At 46.4% G+C, this 22,171-nt stretch carries 17 protein-coding genes; 6 read left to right on the forward strand and 11 right to left on the reverse strand.

The genetic code is table 11. The annotated features are described in order from the left end of the window. Positions 1-20: 20 nt before the first annotated feature. Together GO755_RS24385 and rdgB are read left to right on the forward strand one after the other, a co-directional pair. A complete protein-coding gene (locus GO755_RS24385; RefSeq protein WP_157587920.1) occupies positions 21-932 on the forward strand; it encodes an FKBP-type peptidyl-prolyl cis-trans isomerase in 912 nt (303 codons plus the stop codon). 73 nt (positions 933-1,005) lie between these two features. Beyond that, the gene (gene rdgB, locus GO755_RS24390; RefSeq protein ID WP_198174922.1) at positions 1,006-1,587 is read left to right on the forward strand and encodes an RdgB/HAM1 family non-canonical purine NTP pyrophosphatase; all 582 of its coding nucleotides are present in this window, start codon (positions 1,006-1,008) and stop codon (positions 1,585-1,587) included. Between the two features lie 55 nt (positions 1,588-1,642). Here the strand turns inward: rdgB and GO755_RS24395 are convergent, their stop codons facing one another. The 4 genes from GO755_RS24395 to GO755_RS24410 all read right to left on the reverse strand — a co-directional run bounded on the left by GO755_RS24395 (position 1,643) and on the right by GO755_RS24410 (position 8,375). Next, positions 1,643-3,361, reverse strand: a complete 1,719-nt coding sequence (locus tag GO755_RS24395; RefSeq protein ID WP_157587922.1) for an amidohydrolase — start codon at positions 3,359-3,361, stop codon at positions 1,643-1,645. Positions 3,362-3,416: 55 nt separating this feature from the next. Beyond that, complete coding sequence (locus GO755_RS24400) at positions 3,417-5,111, reverse strand: amidohydrolase (protein ID WP_157587923.1); 1,695 nt, start codon at positions 5,109-5,111, stop codon at positions 3,417-3,419. 191 nt (positions 5,112-5,302) lie between these two features. Continuing rightward, positions 5,303-7,006 carry an amidohydrolase gene (locus tag GO755_RS24405; protein ID WP_157587924.1) on the reverse strand — a complete coding sequence of 568 codons (1,704 nt, stop codon included), beginning with the start codon at positions 7,004-7,006 and terminating at the stop codon, positions 5,303-5,305. A 208-nt stretch (positions 7,007-7,214) separates the two neighbouring features. Then, positions 7,215-8,375 carry a hypothetical protein gene (locus tag GO755_RS24410; protein ID WP_157587925.1) on the reverse strand — a complete coding sequence of 387 codons (1,161 nt, stop codon included), beginning with the start codon at positions 8,373-8,375 and terminating at the stop codon, positions 7,215-7,217. 181 nt (positions 8,376-8,556) lie between these two features. Between GO755_RS24410 and GO755_RS24415 the strand changes: the two genes are divergently transcribed. Both GO755_RS24415 and GO755_RS24420 read left to right on the forward strand, forming a co-directional pair. Further along, a complete protein-coding gene (locus tag GO755_RS24415; RefSeq protein WP_157587926.1) occupies positions 8,557-9,777 on the forward strand; it encodes an NADP-dependent isocitrate dehydrogenase in 1,221 nt (406 codons plus the stop codon). Positions 9,778-9,944: 167 nt separating this feature from the next. Continuing rightward, complete coding sequence (locus GO755_RS24420) at positions 9,945-10,352, forward strand: Dabb family protein (protein WP_157587927.1); 408 nt, start codon at positions 9,945-9,947, stop codon at positions 10,350-10,352. 77 nt (positions 10,353-10,429) lie between these two features. On the opposite strand, the gene GO755_RS24425 is transcribed toward GO755_RS24420, so the two are convergent. From GO755_RS24425 to GO755_RS24440, 4 genes are all read right to left on the reverse strand, one after another. Beyond that, on the reverse strand, positions 10,430-11,371 hold the full coding sequence (locus tag GO755_RS24425; protein WP_157587928.1) for a carbon-nitrogen hydrolase family protein: 942 nt from the start codon (positions 11,369-11,371) through the stop codon (positions 10,430-10,432). A gap of 85 nt (positions 11,372-11,456) precedes the next feature. Further along, complete coding sequence (locus tag GO755_RS24430) at positions 11,457-13,652, reverse strand: S9 family peptidase (RefSeq protein WP_157587929.1); 2,196 nt, start codon at positions 13,650-13,652, stop codon at positions 11,457-11,459. A gap of 117 nt (positions 13,653-13,769) precedes the next feature. Then, positions 13,770-14,354, reverse strand: a complete 585-nt coding sequence (locus GO755_RS24435) for a YcxB family protein (RefSeq protein ID WP_157587930.1) — start codon at positions 14,352-14,354, stop codon at positions 13,770-13,772. Positions 14,355-14,481: 127 nt separating this feature from the next. Next, positions 14,482-14,886: a DUF4783 domain-containing protein gene (locus GO755_RS24440; protein WP_157587931.1), complete on the reverse strand. Its 405-nt coding sequence runs from the start codon at positions 14,884-14,886 to the stop codon at positions 14,482-14,484. Between the two features lie 135 nt (positions 14,887-15,021). Here GO755_RS24440 and GO755_RS24445 point away from each other — a divergent pair, with 135 nt between their 5' ends. Further along, positions 15,022-15,534: a phosphoribosyltransferase family protein gene (locus GO755_RS24445; protein ID WP_157587932.1), complete on the forward strand. Its 513-nt coding sequence runs from the start codon at positions 15,022-15,024 to the stop codon at positions 15,532-15,534. 49 nt (positions 15,535-15,583) lie between these two features. On the opposite strand, the gene GO755_RS40990 is transcribed toward GO755_RS24445, so the two are convergent. After that, on the reverse strand, positions 15,584-15,760 hold the full coding sequence (locus tag GO755_RS40990; protein WP_198174917.1) for a hypothetical protein: 177 nt from the start codon (positions 15,758-15,760) through the stop codon (positions 15,584-15,586). Between the two features lie 684 nt (positions 15,761-16,444). On the opposite strand from GO755_RS40990, the gene GO755_RS24450 reads away from it, so the two are divergent. After that, positions 16,445-18,148, forward strand: coding sequence for a tetratricopeptide repeat protein (locus GO755_RS24450; RefSeq protein WP_157587933.1), 1,704 nt, complete (start codon positions 16,445-16,447; stop codon positions 18,146-18,148). 118 nt (positions 18,149-18,266) lie between these two features. On the opposite strand, the gene GO755_RS24455 is transcribed toward GO755_RS24450, so the two are convergent. After that, positions 18,267-19,304: a sugar phosphate isomerase/epimerase family protein gene (locus GO755_RS24455; RefSeq protein WP_157587934.1), complete on the reverse strand. Its 1,038-nt coding sequence runs from the start codon at positions 19,302-19,304 to the stop codon at positions 18,267-18,269. Positions 19,305-19,343: 39 nt separating this feature from the next. Further along, entirely contained in the window at positions 19,344-22,124 is a 2,781-nt protein-coding gene (locus tag GO755_RS24460) for a DUF7133 domain-containing protein (protein ID WP_157587935.1), read from the reverse strand. Between the last annotated feature and the right edge of the window lie 47 nt (positions 22,125-22,171).

A 22,171-nucleotide genomic window follows, 5' to 3' on the forward strand; every position in this document is an offset into this window, starting at 1 on the left:
TATAAACCAAGTAATCTCTCATGTCTCTTAAAAATTTCGGGAAAGCCGCCCTACTTGTTGCTGTGGTAGCAGCCTGCGGTAAAAACCGCCAACAGGTGACGGAAAACGGCCTGAAGTACACAATTCACGAACAATCGGAAGGAACGCGTAAAGGCAAAGTCGGCGATATTTTGACACTACATCTTACGCTGATGAACAACAAAGATTCGGTTCTGCGCGACACGCACAAAGAAGGTGCTCCGTTTCAGATGTTATTGCAGGTTCCGCCTTTCAAAGGCTCCTACGAAGAAGGTCTGACGATGTTGGGTAAAGGTGATAGCGCTACATTCTACGTAAGTGCCGACTCGCTGTTCACACGGGCAATGCAGCCACTACCTCCAGGTGTTCAGAAAGGTACTGACATTGGTATTGCGGTGAAAGTAGTGAATGTGCAGACAGAGGATGAATACAAGAAAACCCAGGCTGCCGACATGGAAAAGCAAAAAGGTATCGATGCAAAAGTTATCGAAAACTATATTGCTAAGAACGGAATGGCTGGGAAAGCCCAGAAAACGGAATCAGGTGTATATTATGTGGTAACGCAACCAGGTAGTGGCCCAACGCCCCAGAAAGGCGAGGTAGTTCAGGTGCATTATACCGGTAAACTGTTAGACGGTAAAGTCTTCGACAGTTCGCGCACAAACCCACAGGCAGGTGGCAAACCAGCTCAATTCCAACTTGGCGTTGGCATGGTGATTCCGGGTTGGGAAGAAGGCGTCAGCAAATTGCATAAAGGCGAAAAAGCAACGCTGATTATTCCATCTTCACTGGCGTATGGTCCACGCGGAAATCAGGCAATTCCGGCCAATTCGGTACTGTTGTTTGATATCGAGCTGATCGATATTCAGAAAGGTCAGGCACCTCAGCCTGGAATGCCACAACCAAGCCGTTAATCCAATCGATAGGGTTTGACTTTTTTAGTAAGCCGTTTGCAGTTGTTGCTGTAAACGGCTTTTTTTGTTTATGATGGAACTCTGTTTTGCCACCAACAATCAACACAAACTCGACGAAGTTGCCGGTCAACTCGGCAATTCGTTTGTACTCAAAACCTTGCACGACATTGGCTGTGCCGATGAACTGCCTGAAACCACGGGCACAATTCCTGGCAACTCACGCCAGAAAGCCGATTATGTCTGGACGCATTTCGGCATTTCGTGCTTCGCTGATGATTCGGGTCTGGAGGTTGCCGCGCTTGATGGTGAACCGGGTGTTGATTCAGCATATTACTCTGGGAGTCGAGACGCGCAGAAAAATATTGAAAAACTACTTGGTAAACTAGGTGATACGAACAATCGTAAAGCGCAGTTCGTGACAGTCTTTACGCTTATCCTGCACGGCGTCGAGCACCAATTTGAAGGAATTATTGAAGGGCAGATTCTAGAAGAACCACGCGGTACAGGTGGCTTTGGCTATGATCCTGTTTTTCAGCCGGATGGATATGATCGAACCTTTGCCGAAATGAGTATCGAAGAAAAAAACGGAATGAGTCACCGATCGCGGGCATTAGCCAAAATGGTAGCTTATCTGGAAACGCAAATGAAGTTCTAAAACAAAAGTGGGGCAGGTTTGAGAATCTGCCCCACTTTTGTTTTAGAGAGAAATACTACTCAGATCGCGACGATCCAACTTTCGACGCCGACGATTTTTCCTTTTCTTTCTCCTTTTCAATTACTTTTTTAACGGCTTCTCGTTGATCATCACGTACAGTTGGATAAGTGATGCCCAACTGCTCTAGATACGTTTTATACTTACTGGGATCATAGTAAAACTTCTCCAGTTTCGGCTTAAACTCAGCCATGATCTTCTTGTTGAGGTAGATAGCTGGCTGTTCCTTGGGTGAAATCAGTGGCTCATACTTGATATCTTTGGTTTGTTCGTCTTTGTAATAAGCCCAGGATTCTTTGATCAGTTCTGGCTTCAGCAACAAATCCAATAAGGTCATTGCTTCAGCTTTAGCACCATAAACGATCCCTTTGTGGGCGATCGGAGTTGCCATCGAAATGGCATTTGCCCAGTGGTGACCTGGCAGACCAGGAATGTTGCTGGGGTAACGCAAGACGATGGTCGGCAGCGACCAGGAGATGTCGGCAATATCATCTGAGCCACCGCCCATGGGCGTCATGGCCTGTCCCCCCATCATCACTACCGGGGCCGAGGAAGTGGGCATACCCATCGAATCCAGTTTCATTGCTAAACCTTCGGTCTTTGGTGCCTGCAACTCAATCTGTGAAGCTCTGGCTAGTAGTTGGTCTTCTTCCGACCAGGTTGGCAAGCCTACTTTCTTGATGTTGTCATAAGCTGCCGCTGCCATTACTTTGTTGGTATGCACCGGCCAGGCCGACCCCAGAATCTCGTAAGTAAATTTGGTGTCCGTCATCATTGCAGCTCCCTCGGCAATCTTCACCCCAGTTTCAAAGAGTTTCTTGATTTTGGGATAAGTACGCTCGCGGAAGTAATACCAAACGGCGGCTTTAGAAGGGACAACGTTGGGTTGATCACCCCCATCAGAAATGACATAGTGCGAGCGCTGAGTAAGTTCGAGGTGTTCACGACGGAAGTTCCAGCCAATGTTCATTAACTCGACGGCGTCCAACGCACTGCGTCCGCGCCAGGGAGCACCAGCCGCGTGAGCTGCCTGACCTTCGAAATTAAATCGTACCGATACCAGACCATTGTTGCCATTGTCACCCCAGGATACACCGAGATTGTTACCTACGTGGGTGAAGATACAGGCATCCACATCCTTGAAATACCCATCCCGAACATAGAACGCTTTCGTACCAACCAATTCCTCGGCGACGCCCGGCCAAAGCATGAGCGTACCCGGAATTTTTTCGCGTTCCATCAACTTCTTCACCGCTAATACAGCCACGATATTAAGCGCCTGTCCCGAGTTATGACCTTCACCGTGGCCGGGAGCGCCTTCCACGATAGGATCTTTGTAGGCTACACCGGGTTTCTGGCTGGCTTTCGGAATACAGTCGATGTCGGAGCCAACGGCAATGAGTGGTTTGCCCGATCCCCAAGTGGCGATCCAGGCGCTAGGAATGCCAGAAATACCTGTTTTTACTGTAAACCCTTCTTTTTCGAGTAGTTCCGTCAGATACTTAAATGACTCTTCTTCCTGAAACCCTAACTCGGCAAAGCTGAAGAGCTTATCGTTGATTTGTTGGGCCAGAACCTTGTTGGCTTCCACAGAAGCAACTGCTTCGGCTTTGAGTTTGTCGAGTTTATCGTTGGATTTAACAGCTTTTTTTGCCTGTCCGAACAGCAGAGCAGGAGCGAGCAAAAATAGGCTAAAAAGCATTGTGTACTTTTTCATACCAGAGATGAGAGTTGTATTGAAGTGATTGAGTTAGTTATTAGTTAAGAAAGCGTCATTTCCCTTTTATTTCCTTCTCTTTTTCTGCGGCTTTGGCAATAGCTGCTCGCTGATCGTCGCGAAGAGTTGGATACTTGATACCTAGCTGTTCTAAGTACGTTTTGTACTTACTCGGATCGTAATAAAACTTCTCCAGTTTCGGCTTGAACTCGGCCATGATTTTCTTGTTGAGGTAAATTGCTGGCTGTTCCTTCGAGCTGATCAATGATTCATATTTGATGCCTTTGGTCTGTTCATCGTTGTAATACGACCAGGCGTCTTTAATGATCTCGGGCTTCAGTAGCATATCCAGCAGTGTCATAGCCTCGGCTTTAGCGCCAGCAACAACGCCTTTGTGGGCAATAGGCGTAGCCATCGAAATAGCATCACTCCAATGGTGACCAGGCAAAGCGGGAATATTGCTTGGATATCCTAAAACTACCGTCGGAACTGACCATGAAATATCGGCAATATCATCTGAACCACCTGATAATGGCGTCATTGCCTGTCCGCCCATCATCACTACGGGTGCCGAGGAAACTGGTAGACCAACGGAATCTATTTTGGTATCCAGACCATTCGTTCTGGGCGATTGAAGTTCGCGCTGTGTGGCTTTAGCCAGTAATTGATCTTCTTCCGACCAGGTTGGTAAACCCACCTTCTTTATGTTCTCGTACATAGCCGCTGCAATTGGTCGGTTGGTATGCACCGGCCAGGCTGAGCCAAGGATTTCGTAAGTGAATTTGGTATCAGTCATCAAAGCCGCTCCTTCAGCTATTTTCTTGCCCGTCTCAAATAACTCTTTGATTTTGGGATAAGTACGCTCGCGGAAGTAATACCACACAGCTGCTTTAGAAGGGACAACGTTGGGTTGATCACCCCCATCAGAAATGACATAGTGCGAGCGCTGAGTAAGTTCGAGGTGTTCGCGACGATAGTTCCAACCAATGTTCATTAACTCGACGGCATCCAAGGCACTGCGCCCCCGCCAAGGCGCACCGGCTGCGTGAGCCGCCTGACCTTCAAAATTGAATTTGGCTGAGATCATACCTGTGGTTCCATTGTCACCCCAGGCGACTCCGAAATTACTGGCAACATGGGTAAAAATGCAGGCATCTACATTCTTAAAATACCCATCCCGAACGTAAAAAGCTTTCGTGGCAAGCTGCTCTTCTGCTACACCCGGCCAGAGCATGAGCGTACCGGGAATTTTCTCTCGTTCCATCAGCTTCTTCACTGCCAGGACAGCTACGATATTAAGCGCCTGACCCGAGTTATGACCTTCACCATGACCGGGTGCTCCTTCGACAATCGGATCTTTGTAAGCCACACCCGGTTTCTGGCTAGCTTTCGGAATACAGTCGATGTCAGAACCAACGGCAATGAGTGGTTTGCCCGTTCCCCAAGTGGCGATCCAGGCTGTAGGAATACCTGCAACCCCTTTTTGGATAGTGAAGCCTTCTTTTTCGAGGATTGTGGTCAAGTACTTAAATGTCTCTTCCTCCTGAAATCCCAGCTCCGAAAAACTGAACAGCATGTCATTGATCTGCTGTGCCTGAACCTTATTAGCCTCCACAGAAGCCACGGCTTCCTGCTTTAACCGTTCAATTCGGTCTGCTGGTACAGTGGACTTTGGCGCTTTTTTGACTTGTCCAAACAGGAGCGTTGGCAGCAATAGTAATCCAAATAAAAGATTCGTACAGTTTTTCATCAGAAATGCCAAATTTTATAAGGATGATTGGGTAGTTAGCCGATAAAGATACGGTTTTATGAAATCTTATAATACAATGTATGGTCAAGATTGCGTAGGTCTGTAAACTGGAAGGCAACAAAAAAGCGATGAGATACTTCATCGCTTTTTTGTTGAATCGATTTCGAAACACAAACCTTAATAAAACCTACCTATCGTGAGGATGATGAAGAAACCTTAGACGCTGTTGCTGCTTTATCCAGCTCTTTTTTCACAGCCGCCCGTTGATCGTCACGTACAGTTGGATAAGTGATGCCCAACTGTTCCAGATACGTCTTGTACTTGCTGGGATCGTAGTAAAACTTCTCCAGCTTGGGCTTGAATTCGGCCATAATCTTCTTGTTCAAATAAATCGCGGGCTGTTCTTTTGGCGAAATCAGCGGCTCATACTTAATGTCTTTGGTTTGTTCGTCTTTGTAATAGGCCCAGGCATCTTTAATCAACTCAGGTTTCAGTAACAGGTCTAGCAAAGTCATGGCTTCGGCTTTTGCTCCATATACCACTCCTTTATGCGCGATTGGCGTTGCCATCGAAATGGCATTGGCCCAATGGTGACCCGGCAGACCAGGAATGTTGCTGGGGTAACGTAGCACGATGGTAGGTAGCGACCAGGAGATATCGGCGATGTCGTCGGAGCCACCGCCCATGGGCGTCATGGCCTGTCCCCCCATCATCACTACTGGAGCGGAGGAAGTGGGCATACCCATCGAATCTAATTTCGTGGCTAGCCCATCCATTTTGGGAGCCTGTAATTCAAGTTGCGAAGCTCTGGCCAGCAACTGATCTTCGTCTGACCAGGTTGGTAAGCCTACTTTCTTGATGTTGTCATAGGCTGCGGCTGCAATCGGGCGATTGGTATGCACCGGCCAGGCCGATCCCAGAATTTCGTAGGTAAACTTAGTATCCGTCATCATAGCTGCTCCCTCAGCTATCTTCTTTCCCGTCTCAAACAAGGCTTTGATTTTAGGATAGGTTCGTTCACGGAAAAAGTACCATACTGCCGCTTTTGAAGGCACTACGTTGGGTTGATCACCACCGTCAGAAATAACATAGTGTGAGCGCTGAGTTAATTCCAGATGTTCGCGCCGAAAATTCCAGCCGACGTTCATCAATTCAACGGCATCCAGGGCACTGCGTCCGCGCCAGGGAGCACCTGCTGCGTGAGCCGCCTGACCTTCAAAATTGAATTTCGCTGAGATTAACCCGTTATAGCCATTGTCACCCCAGGATACGCCGAGATTGTTACCTACGTGGGTGAATATACAGGCATCCACATCTTTGAAATACCCATCCCGAACGTAGAAGGCTTTGGTGCCCAGAAGCTCTTCGGCAACGCCCGGCCAGAGCATGAGTGTACCGGGAATTTTGTCCCGTTCCATCAACTTCTTGACCGCCAATACAGCCACGATGTTAAGCGCCTGTCCCGAGTTATGACCTTCGCCATGTCCGGGAGCTCCTTCAACGATAGGATCTTTATAGGCTACTCCGGGCTTTTGACTAGCTTTCGGAATACAGTCGATGTCAGAACCAACGGCAATGAGTGGCTTGCCCGATCCCCAGGTGGCAATCCAGGCCGTGGGAATACCCGCAACACCTTTTTTTATCGTAAAGCCTTCCTTTTCCAGCAGGCCCGTTAGGTAGTTTGCCGTTTCTTCCTCCTGGAAACCTAGTTCGGCAAAACTGAAGAGCTTATCATTGATTTGTTGAGCTAGAACCTTATTAGCCTCCACAGAAGCAACCGCTTCGGCTTTGAGTTTGTCAAGTTTATCGTTGGGCTTGGAGGCTTTCTTAGTCTGCCCAAATAGAAGAGCAGGAAGCAATAGAGCACCCAATAAAAGATTAGTACAGTATTTCATGAGTATTGCCAAATTTTATAAGTACGATTGGGCTTTTGTCAATTAAATATACTAGGAATGGGCTAGATTTTTCATAATTTGTTCTTTCAGGCTAAAAATGCTATTACATAAAGATCATTGACAATGGCTATCCTGTAAGAGGGATATTATGAAATATTCTTCTTATCTGTATACTTATCTACTATTGGGTAGACTTGTTAGATGCCTCTCAATGTGTAAATAACGGCATACCTACAATTAACTGCGCTGACCGAAAGTCGCCTATGTGAGTTGGACCATCTTTGATAATGTGTGGCAGAGTTCGTAATTCAGCATACAATCGCCGTTTTGTAGCTAATGGTATATCAATGCCTAAACCCAACAGATATCCAATGCTCAAGCCATTCCTCATTTGTATCTCAGTATCCACAAGATTATTACCACTAATATGACCTGTAAGTGTAAGGCTGTATGTAAATCCTACCCCAGCTTTAATATACCAACGCAGTGCCCGATTAAGGAATACATAGCGAGCTGTTATAGGTAAGGCTAGAAACTGTTCCTGAAATGAGTAGTAGCGGTAATCCTGAAATGTGGGATCTAATGGATTCGTAACAACTGTAGATTGCCCACCTTTATATTGAGTAAACAACGCTTCTAGCATTAACGATAGCCGTTTACGAGGCATTAATGTAAGAAACCCACCTAAAACAAATGTGTTGTAAACTGGATATAAGCCGTTCGGATTGAAATAAGGATTAGAGCTAACAAAGCTATAATCCCAGCGATTACGAACTACTCCCAGAATTGCACCAACTTCATAATGAAATGGAGATTTGGTTAAACTCGACAATTCTCCAGGTTTTACGCAGCGATTATAAGCGATAACAATCTGCTCAAAATACGAGTAGTCGTAGAAAAAACGATGAGATTCCAATCTGGCCAGAAAAGCTGGATCGGTACATTCTGTCAGGCTTCTATTGAGTAGCGTCCACGCCATTTTTCCACGCAACGGTACAAACGACTGATCGGGAAGTTGAAGCACGTAAGCCAGTTCTCCTTCCGGATTGTCCAGGCTGTACAAACTAATGTAACCTTTGATCCGTTCGCGAAGGAATAAGTGATTCGTAATACCTTCTTCGGTCAATAGGGCGGCTATGTGATTAACGCCTTCGGTCGTATATGATTTAAGCTGATCTGGCGTATAACTTCGTTCTGGAGCTCTGCTGTTCGCTCGTAGAAAAATAAGTTTATTTCCTTTCGCTCGCACTTCTCCTTGTAAGGTATCACCCTGACTAGTTATGACGCGGCCTGACGAGAAAAATTGCTGAGCAGATGTATTTGCAATATGTAATAGAGTAACTAGAATAATAATGAAGACTTGTTTCATCTCAAGTTGGTAGCTGTGGAAGTAAACGATTGGCCTAATAAAGCAATAAAAACAACAGAAGAAGTCATTAATTGAGAATCTATTTCTGTTTCACCCATGCCCCTAATTCACTACTTTTGCATCCGTACAGGAGGCCCTGCCAAGTTTTTGTATCGTTTTCAATCGTTTATAATCAAGTCAAATGGAAAAAATTAAGGTAGCAAATCCGGTTGTCGAACTGGATGGCGACGAAATGACCCGTATCATCTGGAAGTTCATTAAAGACAAGCTGATTCTGCCCTACGTCGACGTTGACATTAAATACTATGATCTAGGCATCGAGTACCGCGACGAAACCAACGACCAGGTAACGATTGATGCGGCTAATGCCATTAAAGAATACGGTGTGGGCATCAAATGTGCCACCATCACGCCCGATGAAGATCGGGTTAAAGAGTTCAACCTGAAGCAGATGTGGAAGTCGCCCAACGGCACGATCCGCAATATTCTGGACGGTACCGTATTCCGCGAGCCAATCGTGATGAGCAACGTACCACGTCTGGTTACCAACTGGAAATACCCTATCATCGTTGGCCGGCATGCGTTTGGTGATCAGTACCGTGCTACTGATTTCATCGTACCGGGCAAGGGTAAACTGACTATGAAGTTTGAAGGCGAAGACGGAACCGTACTGGAATACGACGTCTTCAAATTCCCAGGTGCCGGTGTTGCTATGGGTATGTATAACCTCGATGAGTCGATTCGCGGATTTGCGCAGGCTTGTTTCAACATGGCTCTGCAAAAAGGCTGGCCGTTATATCTCTCGACCAAAAACACGATCCTGAAAAAATACGACGGTCGTTTCAAGGATATTTTCCAGGAAATCTACGACGCCGAATTCAAAGCAAAAGGCGTTCATTACGAACACCGCCTGATCGATGATATGGTGGCTTCGGCACTGAAATGGGAAGGCAACTTCGTATGGGCTTGTAAAAACTACGATGGCGACGTTCAGTCGGATACGGTGGCTCAAGGCTTTGGCTCGCTGGGCCTGATGACCTCCGTGCTGGTTACACCCGATGGAGAAACAATGGAGGCCGAAGCGGCTCACGGTACGGTAACGCGTCACTACCGCGAGTACCAGAAAGGTAACAAAACCTCGACCAACCCAATTGCTTCGATCTACGCCTGGACACGTGGTCTGGCTTTCCGGGGCAAACTGGATGGTAACGAGGAGCTGATCAACTTCGCCAATGCGTTAGAAGCCGTTTGTGTTGAAACCGTTGAAAGCGGTAAAATGACGAAAGATTTGGCGCTATCAGCCTATCCGGCAGGCACGAAATTGGTAGCTGGTGAGCATTACCTCAACACCGAAGATTTCCTCGAAGCGCTGGATGAGAATCTGAAAGCGAAACTGTCCTGAACCGGGATTTAACAGATTTAAGGATTAATCTGATTTTGTTTACTGCTACTGTCTGAGAGCAAAATCCTGTAAATCCATAAATCAACTAAATCCCGGTTCAGACAAGTGCCACCTTTGTAGTAGGGTGGCACTTTTATTTTCTTTGCCATCCAAACTCTTTATTCTTTATGAAACATATTCTTACCCTTGTGGCTTTAGCCCTGCTCTCTGTCACAACATACGCTCACACGCCTGCTGGCGATCCACCTGTAAAAACCATGAAATCAACCTCCGTTCAACACATTGTGCTGTTTAAGTTCAAGCCCGAAACAACGGCTGCAAAAGTGAATGAAATTGTAGCCGCCTTCGAAGCCCTACCATCGCAAATAAAAGAGATCAAAGGATTTAAGTGGGGCACGAATAACAGTCCTGAAAAACTTAATAAAGGGCTGACACATGCGTTCATTCTGACTTTCGACAACGAGAAAGATCGGGATGCTTACTTACCGCATCCGGCTCACAAAAAATTTGGTACCATCGTTGGCCCGTGGCTAGCCGAAGTAACGGTTGTCGATTTCACCGATCAGGCGAAATAAGCGTCAGATAGGGTCAAATTGCTGATTACGACTAACATAACATACGCCATATCTTTGGAGACATGGCGTATGTTATGTTAGTCGTAATCAGCAATTTTCTGTATAGGTGGTTGGTTCGTGACCGTCAAGTTGAACACATCATTTCGTGCATAATGCCCGACGCAATCGAAGTCTAATTTGCTTTTCGCCAATATCGAAAAGTCAAGATCGGCAATCAGCAATCCTTCCTGATTCCAGAGAGGGCCCGTTAAGGTTTCGCCCATGGGCGAGATAATGACACTTCCACCAGGGCTCATAATTTCCGGTTCATCGGCCAAGTCGGCTTGATAGCGGTCAGGGTAGTCGACTTTTCTGACGAACTGATTGCTGGCTAAGACAAAACAACGACCTTCCAGGGCAATATGCTGCATGGTCGCTTGCCAGGAGTCGCGAGCATCGGCAGTGGGTGCCAGATAAATTTCGATGCCCTGCTGATAGAGGGCAGTTCGGGCCAATGGCATGTAGTTTTCCCAACAGATGAGTCCGCCTAATTTGCCAACTTCCGTGTCAAAACTGACCAATGTGCTACCATCGCTTTCGCCCCAGATGTAGCGCTCTAGTCCAGTTGGCTTTAGTTTTCGATGCTTCCCCAATAAACGCCCATCTTTCCCAAAATAAAGGAGTGCGCAATGGAGCGTTCCACCAATGGGTTCTTTTTCCGTTACACCCAACGCGACAAACAGGTTTGCCTTTTTTACGGCTTCCTGAATTCGGCTCGTTTGTGTCGAATCAACTTCCAGACTGTTTGCCCAATAATCTAACCATACGCTACGGCCTTTGTCGGTGCGTCGACCAACAATAGCATCGAACGTTAATCCACGTGGATAACAGGGTATAAACGATTCGGGAAATAGCACCAACTGGCAACCTTCCTGAGCTGCTTTTTCAAGCCAGTCAATAACCAGATCAACGCTCTTCTCCAAATCGAACAGGGCTGGAGTTGCCTGCACTACTCCGACTCGAATAGTTTTGAAATTCATTAGCTGGGAAATGTTAAATGCAAAGAGCACGCATATACTCTTAGCGATCTTTGCGGCAATACTTTGCGCTCTTTGCGTTTAAAATTTACAAATTCTTCTCTACAAAATCAGTCATCATCTGATACAGGTGCATACGGGTGTTGCCGCCGTAAATACCGTGATTTCGGTTGGGATAATAGAATGACTGAAACTGTTTCCCTGCTTCAATTAGGGCATTCTCAAACGCAATCGAATTCTGAAAATGCACATTATCATCGCCAGTGCCGTGAACTAACAGGTAGGGTCCACGTAGTTTGGAGGCATGCGTTACCGGTGAGTTATAGTCGTAACCGGCTGCGTTTTCCTGAGGACGTTTGAGGTAGCGTTCAGTGTAAATGGTATCATAGAATCGCCAGTTTGTAACGGGTGCTACCGATATGCCAGCATTGAACACATCGGCGCCTAAGGTCATGCAGAGAGCCGTCATATAACCACCATAGCTCCACCCCCAAATACCGACACGGTTTGGATCAACATAAGGCAGAGTTTTGAGCGAACGAGCCACTGTTATCTGATCTTCAGTTTCGAGTTTGCCCAATTGCGCGTAAGTCGACGTACGAAAGGCCGTTCCTCGTGCGCCAGTGCCTCGCCCATCGACAGACACAATGATGTAACCTTTCTGAACCAGCGTCTGATACCAGAAAAAATCACGGCTATCCCATTCATTCTTAACCGTCTGCGAACCAGGTCCACCATAGACGAACATCAAAATCGGATACTTTTTTGTACCCGTACTATCGAAGTTTGTAGGACGAATCATCCAACCGTTGAGCGGTGAGCCGTCGGCTGCTTTGGTTTGAAAAAACTGCTTCGGAGAAACGGAGAAAGAGGCTAAGCGCGCTTTTAAGTCATCATTTGTTTCCAGAGCACGAAGATCGTTAGTGGTTTTAGTATCGCGTAGGCTAACGGTTACAGGTGAATTCGTTGCTGTATGATACAGCAGATAGTAGGCAAAATCAGGACTGAAATTAGCGGTGTACGTACCTGGCTTTACGGATAATTTCTGTTTGTTCTGACCATCCAGCCCAATGCTGTATAGATGCCTTTCCAGTGGAGAAGCTTCGGTCGATGAGAAGAAAATCGTGCCACTCTTCTCATCAATACCCGATACGGTTGCCACCTCAAAGTTGCCCGATGTAATTGGACGGATAAGTTTACCCGTCAGGTCATACAGATAAAGGTGTTTATAGCCACTCCGTTCGCTGCTCCAGATAAATGACTTACTATTGTTTAGGTAGGTTAAATCGTCGGTAAATTCCAGATCAACATAGGTGGCACTCGTCTCGGTCAATATCGTTTGAGCCTGTCCCGTGGTGGCATTGATGTGCAGTAAGTCGAGTCTGTTCTGAAGCCGATTCATCCGGCGAACCGACAGCAAATTAGCGTTCTTTGTCCACTGAATTCTTGGCAAATAGATATCCGTTTCCGCCCCTGTTTGTGCCTGCACTTTCTTACCCGTCAGCACATCAGCAATCCAAACTGACACCAACGAATTGGCTTCACCTGCCTTGGGATATTTAAAGCGATAGTCGACTGGATACAGGCCACCCCAGAGTTGCATGTCATATTCGGGTACCCGACTTTCGTCGAACCGAATCCAGGCCAGGTGCTTACTGTCGGGAGACCATTCAAAGGCGCGTGCCATACTAAACTCCTCCTCATAAACCCAGTCGGCTCCGCCGTTAATGATGGCATTGCGTTTCCCGTCGGATGTCAGTTTTGTTTCTTTACCACTAGCTAACTCTACCGCAAACAAGTTATTGTCACGAACGAAAGCGACTCGTTTACCATCGGGCGAGAAGCTAGCATATTGCTGTTTACCAGCGCGACTAAGCAGAGTTAGCTGCTTTGTTGTCAGACTGTAGATGTAAAATTCAGCCCTACTTGATCGGCGATAAATTGGTTCTTCCTGTGTTGTTAGAAGTAGCTTTCGCTCATCGGACGATAGCTGATACCCGTCAATATGAATTGATTTACCTGCCACATTAGTCTGTCGTTCATCGAATAGTGTTTCAACCGGCAGGCCAGTTGTGATGTTGAATTTAACAATTTTACCACCATCAAGGGTCGTATAAAATCCACCGGATTTCATCCAATTAACCGCTTCAACTGTACGCTGAGCGAAGGTGCCTGCATTGCGCCCCCAAATGTCATCGAGCGTAACCAGCTTCTTGGTTTGGCTAAATGCCGCAGCACTAAATAGAAAAAAGAAAAGAGAGAGTAAAACGCGCGAATGTTTCATGCGTGTGGGCAAGTTTAAGAATTGAGATAAGCACAAAGCCACAGAGAACACAGAATGACCGCCAACCGGTTTTTCTCTGTGTTCTCTGTGGCTTTGTGCTCAATAACAAAAACAGTCTTATTTCACTGCTTCGGCAGGAACACTACCCGGTAATAAGCCTTTGCGTTTCAGGAGGGCCTCGGTAAACCGCAGATCGTTGTCGCTGGTGAAAATGTTAAACGGCAGATATAAAAACTGCGCTTTGGCTAGTCCTTTTGTAACCGTCTTAGCCAGCCAGTTTGCCTTTACATTCGTCATTGCTTCAGCGTTGTCCAGAAAAAGAATATAAGCGTCTTTATCCTTAATAACACTGTCAATCTGACTCCATTTCAAAATGCCGCCTTCTTTAGCATTAATCCGCATCAGAATCTGGCGACTGTCGATTTCATAAACGTACTTCTGAAATAGCGCCTTGCTTTGCTCCATTTGAGCAATACCCGTAATCTGCACAGCCCAGAACAGCACATACAGAATAGTAAGCACAACAATCACGATGTAAATCCAATAGTTGGGGTAGACTTTCGTCAGGCTCAGAACAACATTTAGCAGAATCAACGCCAAGGGCACAAATGCCCATTTCCAGTTATCTTTCACCCACTGCCGAAGGGCAATATTGATGTACGTTTTTTGGTCTAATGCGTACTTTTTAGTCTTAACAATCATAGTACCTCTACATGAAAGTGCAAAGATACAGGGGATTTACAATGTATGATGTAGAATGTAGGATATATGATGTAGGACATTCAGCATTTTGCAATACATCGTACATCATAGAGCATACCTATCAGGCTCATTCTTTTCTAAAGTGCAGCGCATTAATGACGTAGTTGTTGTCGGAGGTCTGACGCATGAGCACATAGACAGAGAACGTCCGACCGTCGGTTTCATACGTTCCTGTACTGTAGCGCAAGCGATCTGATGCACCACGATAAACAAAATCAAATCGATGTGGCGGGTACTTTCGGAAAAAAGACCGTAAAATTAATTCAGCGTGCGTCGCCTGAACTGCCGAAAATTCAATTTTCTCGGCGTCAATAACTAACTCGATAGTTTTCGCAAAACGAGCTGATAATCGACCGGCATCGCCACTACGTAACGATGTACTCACGGTTTGCGTAATATCGGTCTCTATAATCGGTTTGCCAGGCAGTATCCAAAGGAACAGCCCAAAAGTAAAGTGGATAATTGTGTACATAGCTGGTCAAAGAAGAGGTTATTTTGTACGACTAATGGCGAAAATTGTGCCAACTAACCAACTCAATTAGTTATTTCGCCGACTAGCTTCTTTTTTGCCATCTTTGCAGCTCTAAATCGTTTAGCCGATTCGCGCATGAACACCGCCCAGTCAACACTTATCCTGAATTCTGAGCAGATATATCAGAAAATCAGACGGATAGCCTTTCAGATTTACGAAAATAACTTTGAAGAAACAGCCCTGTTATTAGCGGGCATTTCGGGAGAAGGGTATATACTGGCTGAGGCATTGGCACGTGAATTGCGAACAATCTCGCCTTTCTCGGTCGATTTGATTCAGCTTAGCTTAGACAAATTGCAGATAGCCCAGCCTGTTGTTCATCATGACCGTTCGGCTGCTGATTTCACGGATAAAGTAATCGTAGTCGTAGATGATGTGTTGTATACAGGGCGGACGTTGGCGTTTAGTTTGCAACCTTTTTTGAGTATTCCCATCCGAAAACTTCAGGTAGCGGTTCTCATTGATCGGAATCACCCTCGCTACCCGGTTGCTGCCGATTATAAAGGGTATGAATTAAGTACGACCTTAACTGAACACGTGGATGTTGTGCTCAGCGATGAGAGTCGAATAGGAGTGTATTTGAGGTAGTTATTGGTTATTGAACGAATAATTCAATAACCAATAACCCAATAATTAATCAAGCTTTTGTTCCGCGAATCAGGCTGATTCCGGCAAAGAAGAAAATTCCCCCAAGAATAAGGTATACAAAGGATGCCTGGGCTACCCCGCCTTTTGTAAAATCCATTCCTCCATAAATCAGGCCACCCAAACCGAGTAGTGTGAGAATGATACCGAATATGCTTTTGACGTTCATGCGTTGAGTTATTTATCGCGAATGATAGATTATCAGACAGATAACTAACGCGAACCAATATAGTCCCGCAGAATTTCTGAATTTGTTTTTAACTAATGTGCATTAGGGATAAAGTGGTTTTTTGTGCAAAAAAATAACCCTGTCCTTTCTCGGACAGGGCTAATACTTGCTTTGTGATGAAAGTGATCTTATGGGTTAGATTCACGTTGGTACTATTAAGACGTTGAAAGCGTATTTTGGACACATTAAAAAAACGTTGGCACTAGTAGCGCCAACGTTTCATCTAACCCATAAGAGCTTGCAGACTAACAATTTGAAAGCCTGCAATCAAGCCTAATTTAGTTCCCTGAATTAACAAATGGTAACTTATTGATTATTTGGCGAAGTGTTTAGGAAACTAAATGCGCTAACTCCCACAGCCTCAGCGGTTGTTTTTACTACTTATTTTTTTGATGATAATTTTAAAATAGAGGCATCTTTTGCTAGCCGTACAAGACGTGTAGCTATATCATTTGTCCCGTACGCGGAAGAAACTACCTTGGTCGAAAAATCATGAACCAGGCCGCTTAATAAAAGTCTTCATGCTTTCCTATTACTAGTTTATATCTTAACTTAAATGGGCTCCTTGCTACTATACGAGGAGCCTGGCTAATTTTAAAACCATACTCATCAAATCTGGCTGATATGAAACGTCACAAACTGATCCGGCTAACGTCAGTACCTGCCCTTTTAGTGACATTAATTTTGTTTAATTCAGCTAGGAGCTTAGTTCTGAAAACAAACGAAGGCATTCCCGTTTGCGGATATGGAGCCGATGGCCCTGTCAATCGAATGGAAAACGGCAAGTTTATGATTCCTCTGCCGGGTTGGGGCAACTATTCCTACAAGATTTCTACGACAAAGGATAGTGCCCAGTTTTATTTTGATCAGGGCCTGACGATGTATTATAGCTATCATATGAAAGAGGCCATGGCTTCTTTCAAAGAAGCAGCGCGATTGGACCCCAATTGTCCGATGGCCTGGTGGGGACAAGCACTGGCAGGAGGCCCCTATTATAATGCGGCTCACACCTATACGGTTCCGCCAGGTATGGACGCTATTCTGACGCGTATGAACGAACTAGCCACTTACGCCAATCCGAAAGAAAAAAAGCTGATTCAGGTAATGAACACCCGGTATTCTGCTGACCCAGCTGATACTGAACGGAAAAAACTCAATCTGGCCTATGCGTCGGCTACCAGGCAACTCCTCACCGAATTTGATGATCCGGATATTAAAATGCTCTACGTAGACGCGATTATGCTGATACACGCCTGGGATTTCTGGACGAGCGATGGTAAGCCTAAAGATTGGACTCAGGAAGTGGTTACCCTAAGTGAAAATGTGCTGAAACAATACCCAAATCATCCGGCTGCCTTACATTATCATATTCATCTTACTGAAGCATCCAATCACCCTGAGGTAGCTCTAGCCAATGCCGACAAGCTTAAGACGCAGCTTTCTGGTGTAGCACATATGGTCCATATGGCGAGTCATGAATACCAACGCAATGGCCTTTTTGAGGAAGGGGTGATGGTCAATGACAAAGCGGCCGAAAATCTTTTACGGTATGATTCTCTGGTAACACAACTGGGTCTGGTGAAACATTCGCCCCATTATTTTGCTGTACAGACGTATTGTGCCTTGACGGGTGGTATGTACCAGGTTGGACTAAGAGACGCCCTGCGCTGCCGCCGATCTGTCTCTCCGCTGGCCGCAAATCCCTACGATCAATATCTCTATATGATGCCCTCGCTAACACAGGTTAGGCTGGGTAAATGGAATGAGATTTTAGCATCGGAGAAACCCGCTGAGAACTGGGCTTATGCCACCCTGTTAGATCATTTCTCACGAGGAATGGCGCTTGTGGGTATTGGAAAAACGGCCGAAGCCCGACTGCAGCGACAACTGCTTGGGGAAGCTCTAAAAGATCCGATTCTTGAAAAGCGACGTATTCCCTTCAATGCCCCACTTCCAGTGGCTCAGATTGCTGATCATATTCTGGAAGCCTTCATATTTTTTGCCGACAAAAGTTATGAGCAGGCTGTATCAAGCCTTCAAAAAGCAATCCTTCTTGAAGATCAATTAATTTATACGGAACCTAGCGACTGGCCCTTACCCGCCCGGCAGTTTTTAGGGGCGTATTTGCTTGCCATGCATAAGGAGAGGGAAGCAGAAGCCGTGTATCGCCAGGATCTGATTCATCATCCGGGGAATGGTTGGTCTTTAGTGGGCCTTCATAAGGCACTGAGCCTACAAGGCAAACGAGCTGAACTGCCGAAGATTAAAGCAGACTACCAGACAGCCTTCTCGAAGGCTGAGCAAATTCCGGCTTCTTCTGTTTATTAATTGGCCGCTCTCATGCAAAGGCTTCCATTTGACGCCGTATCACAACCGTGCTATGACGCCAACTGGAAGCCTTGATTAGATAGTGCTGTTGCGTAAAAAAATGGGGAGACCTCAATGCCTAACTTAAGGCATTCCGGCAAAAGTCTAAGCATTTTTTTACTTCGGCTACTGCGTTTGAACCTGCTGGTATCTGGTACTCCAATTCGACTGTAGCCGGGAATGTATACTTCTGTTCGCGCATTAGTGTCAACACCTGGAGCAAAGGCGTATCCCCTTTCCCCCAGGGTAAATTCCCCTTACCATTAGCCGGTAGCTGACGATCTTTGATGTGCATGCTCGCAATGCGTGTATGTTTTTGCCGAATCAGGCCTAGTGGATCGGGCTGACCAGCTGCTACATAATGGCCTAAATCAAAATTCATGGCATTACCCGGCGATTGCGCCAGGGCGGTATCCCAGAAGGTGGGCGTTTGTTGCTCATGCCCATGATACCCTACCCGTAGACCGTGTTTCTCGGCCATTTTTCCTAGTTTGAGTGTCTGTGCATCGTTCCCTGGATGTTCGACCGTTACCTGATTGGCACCTAAGACTTTAGCCGCCCGCATTCCGTAGTCAATATCGGCATCTGAATTCTGCATCCCGAACGCATCAGGCTTGAAGCCATAGATCGTTACGCCAGCCTGATTGAACATTTTACGAACCTTCTCGAACCTGTCCATAGGGGCAGAAAGTCGCCATTTAGCTACTTCGGCCCGATAGGCTTTCGTCTGTGCATCGGCTTCTGCTAACGTTTTTTGCTCATCTTCAGTTAGCGGCTGATTTTCGCGTCGTTTCCGCATCAATGGAAAAATTGTCTGCATATTGACCGGATTTTTGGGCGCTCCAGCATATGATTCGGCAGGGCCACCCATCAGTTCAATAGCACTGATGCCACTATCCAAAACATATTGCAGGGTAGCTTCGGCACTTTGGTCAGGCATATCCCGAAACGAGTAGGTAATGACGCCAATCTGCACGCCGTTAATTAACGAATTCGGCGTGCCCAGATTACGGATAATAGCGGGTGAACCAAAAAGCGGGTTGCTATTTATAATTGCTCCTGAAACAAGTGCTGCCGTGGCACCCAAAAACTGACGACGTGTTGGCTTATTTTCCATGTTTTAGTATTGATTGGCTGATAAAAATCAAAGGTTTGATTATTGGGCAAACACTTTCAAATGACCCATTGACCAGGGGATTTCATCCGAATCGTCTGCTAGACCTTCGCTCAATTGCATTTTTAAAAATTTGGCTTTCGCGCCATTAAGCAAAATAATGTTATCTCCGGCGACACCCTTCGTTTCGGTTTGAATCGGTTGCCAATTCTGGCCATCCGAGGACACCGATATTGTAAAGGCGCGTGGGTAGTTGTGAATGAACGGAATAGTCATTGTTGCGAAAGACTGACCGGGTTTTGGTTTCCAGCCTTTTTTGATCGTTTGGGGCGAGGTGAACTGTAATTCGGCCAGATTTACTTCTTTAGGAAACTCAATCTGGTACCACATGCCTTTTTGCTGGCTAACTCCCGTTGACCAGCCTTCGTAAGTGAAGGCTGTGGCTGGTGATACATTCCCACCAATACGGGTCGACGCTGTATGACTGGCTGTAACCGTCAACGATTGGGGCTGAATTTCATACGGAATTAATTTCGACAATTGAGCATACTGATACGCGCCCTGCTGGCCTGTCGTTTTTTTGCGAACGGCAGCCACCTGTTGTGGAGAAATCAATGACGCATCGTTTGACAAGCCATTCCGGATATACGAAAGCACATCTGCCACCCACTCATCCGACTGCTCTTTCATGCTGGCCATTAACCCACCTGCATAGGTCTTGCCTTCAATAGGGCCTTCCAGCCCATGTAGAACAACTCGAATGGCATAGTCTGGATGCGATTGGATATGGACTGACCCGGCTAAGGCTGGGGCCAGTAGTCGCCCGTTGCCAGCGGGAGTGCCCATGCCGTTGTTTCCGTGGCACTGCGAGCATAATTCGTTGTATACCAGGGCGCCACGTTCTACCTGAGCCTTCTGCGTAGCGCTCAACTCTGGCGCGCCAAATGGTCCCATGTTTCGTTGCTTGGGTGGCGTTAGAATTTGTTCTCCGATCACTTTGACACCCGTTGCCTTGTTGCTGGCCATTACGGTTTTGATGTCATTCTCCAAATCAGGCAGTTTTAAAAACTTGGCGGTGAGCATAGCCTGAATCTGCACGTCGGTGTTGGCATCAGCCAATGCCCGTTTATAAGTAGCTGCCAGCGTTTTATCGCCTGCTTTATACAGAGTTTCACTTGCCCGAAGCGCCTGGATGCGTAGACGAGGGTTGACATCTTGTACCATTTTTTGCACCACGCTTGTTTTTAGTGCGCCAAGCCCTTCCAGAGTCCAAAGAGCGTGGATTCGGGCTAACGGATTTTTGTCGGTTAGCGCCATAGTAGTTAGTTGCGGCACCACAGAGAGGTCTTTTCGCTGCACCAGTACTTGTTGAGCGGCATCCCGCCACCAGCCATTAGGATGCGTTAGGTGCTTTACCACATCAATCGACTTTTCTGCATACATATTTGGGCGGACTTTATCGCGTTCCTTTCCTTCGTAGGTGATACGCCAGATACGCCCCAAGCCCACAACTTTATCGAGTTGATACTGCTCAATTTTTGTCCGTAGGTACGTTCCTTTTTGAGTCCATTGCCCCTCCTGAATGATGCCGTGGTACATGTCAGTAATGTACAGAGTGCCATCGGGAGCAGTGGTCATATCAACAGGTCTGAATAAGGGGTCTGTCGAACGCAGAAACTCTGATTTCTGATCCTGATAAACATTGTGCAACGTAGTCAAACCTTCGGTAACAACAGGATTGACCTGACGAACAATTCGGGCGACGGGCTCGCCGTAAAAATATTGTCCTTTCAATTCGGCGGGTAGTCTGTCACCGCGATATACGTCATTACCAGCCGAGCCTGTTACATGGTTTAGGGAGCCGTCAGGTTGGCGGACTTCATCCATACCTCCCTGCATATCGGCAATTTTGACGGCAGCTCCCCAGGGTACATCAAAGCCCTTGGCAAACTCGCCTGGTACATCGAAATTGCCATATTGGATCGGGAACTGGAAATGCGAAGGCAAGCCAATGGCTCCGCCCTGAAACCAGAGTTTACCATCATCATCATGCGTAATTCCCCATTGAGCCCGGTTAGCGCCCGTTTTCTCACGAATAATGCCGTTGGGTGTTTCCCGAATACGGAAAGCATTTACCGTGCTATAGAGCCAGTTGTCCATGCCCCAATACATGAAAGCCTGCTGGTGCTCTACATTGCCCGACCGACCGTATTTATTCGTAAAAAACTCTTTCTTATCGGCCTTGCCGTCACCGTTGGTATCGGTGTATTTGTAGACATTGTCTGCATCAGATTCCATCGTGAGAATACAGTCTTTACCGTAGGGTAACACGAAGCGGGGGAAAATCAGGTTATCGACAAAAGTGGTTCCGGTTTCGTAGACACCATCGTTGTTTTTGTCTTCCCATCTGGAAATCCGGCTCGTAGGCTGCAACTCGTCTTTCGAATCAGCTGTGAGCATGTATGTTCGTAGTTCCAGCACATACATTCGCCCGTTGGCATCGAAAGAAATGGCACCGGGTTGCTGAATAGCGGGTTCGGTCAGAACGGGTTGAATTTTGTAGCCCGGCGGCAACAGAAAAAGATTGGCTTCTTCAGCCGGTTTTAAAGGTAAAACCGGCTCTTTAGAGGTCAAATCGATCCCTTTCCAGTCGGGATCTTCGGGATCAGCACCTTCGGGAAGTTTAACCTTGGGTAAGGTATCGCCCGCAACGTAAGTTGATTGCAATCGAATTTGATGGACTGGATCAAATCCAATGGAGGCCGATAAGACAACCGCCAGAAAAGCGCCTGTTAACGTGGTTATAGAGAAGGATTTCAGCATACCTCTTGACTTTATATAGTACTAAATCAGGAGAGGTATAAAACCTA

The sequence above is a fragment of the Spirosoma arboris genome (assembly GCF_009754945.1).
Classification (GTDB): domain Bacteria; phylum Bacteroidota; class Bacteroidia; order Cytophagales; family Spirosomataceae; genus Spirosoma; species Spirosoma arboris.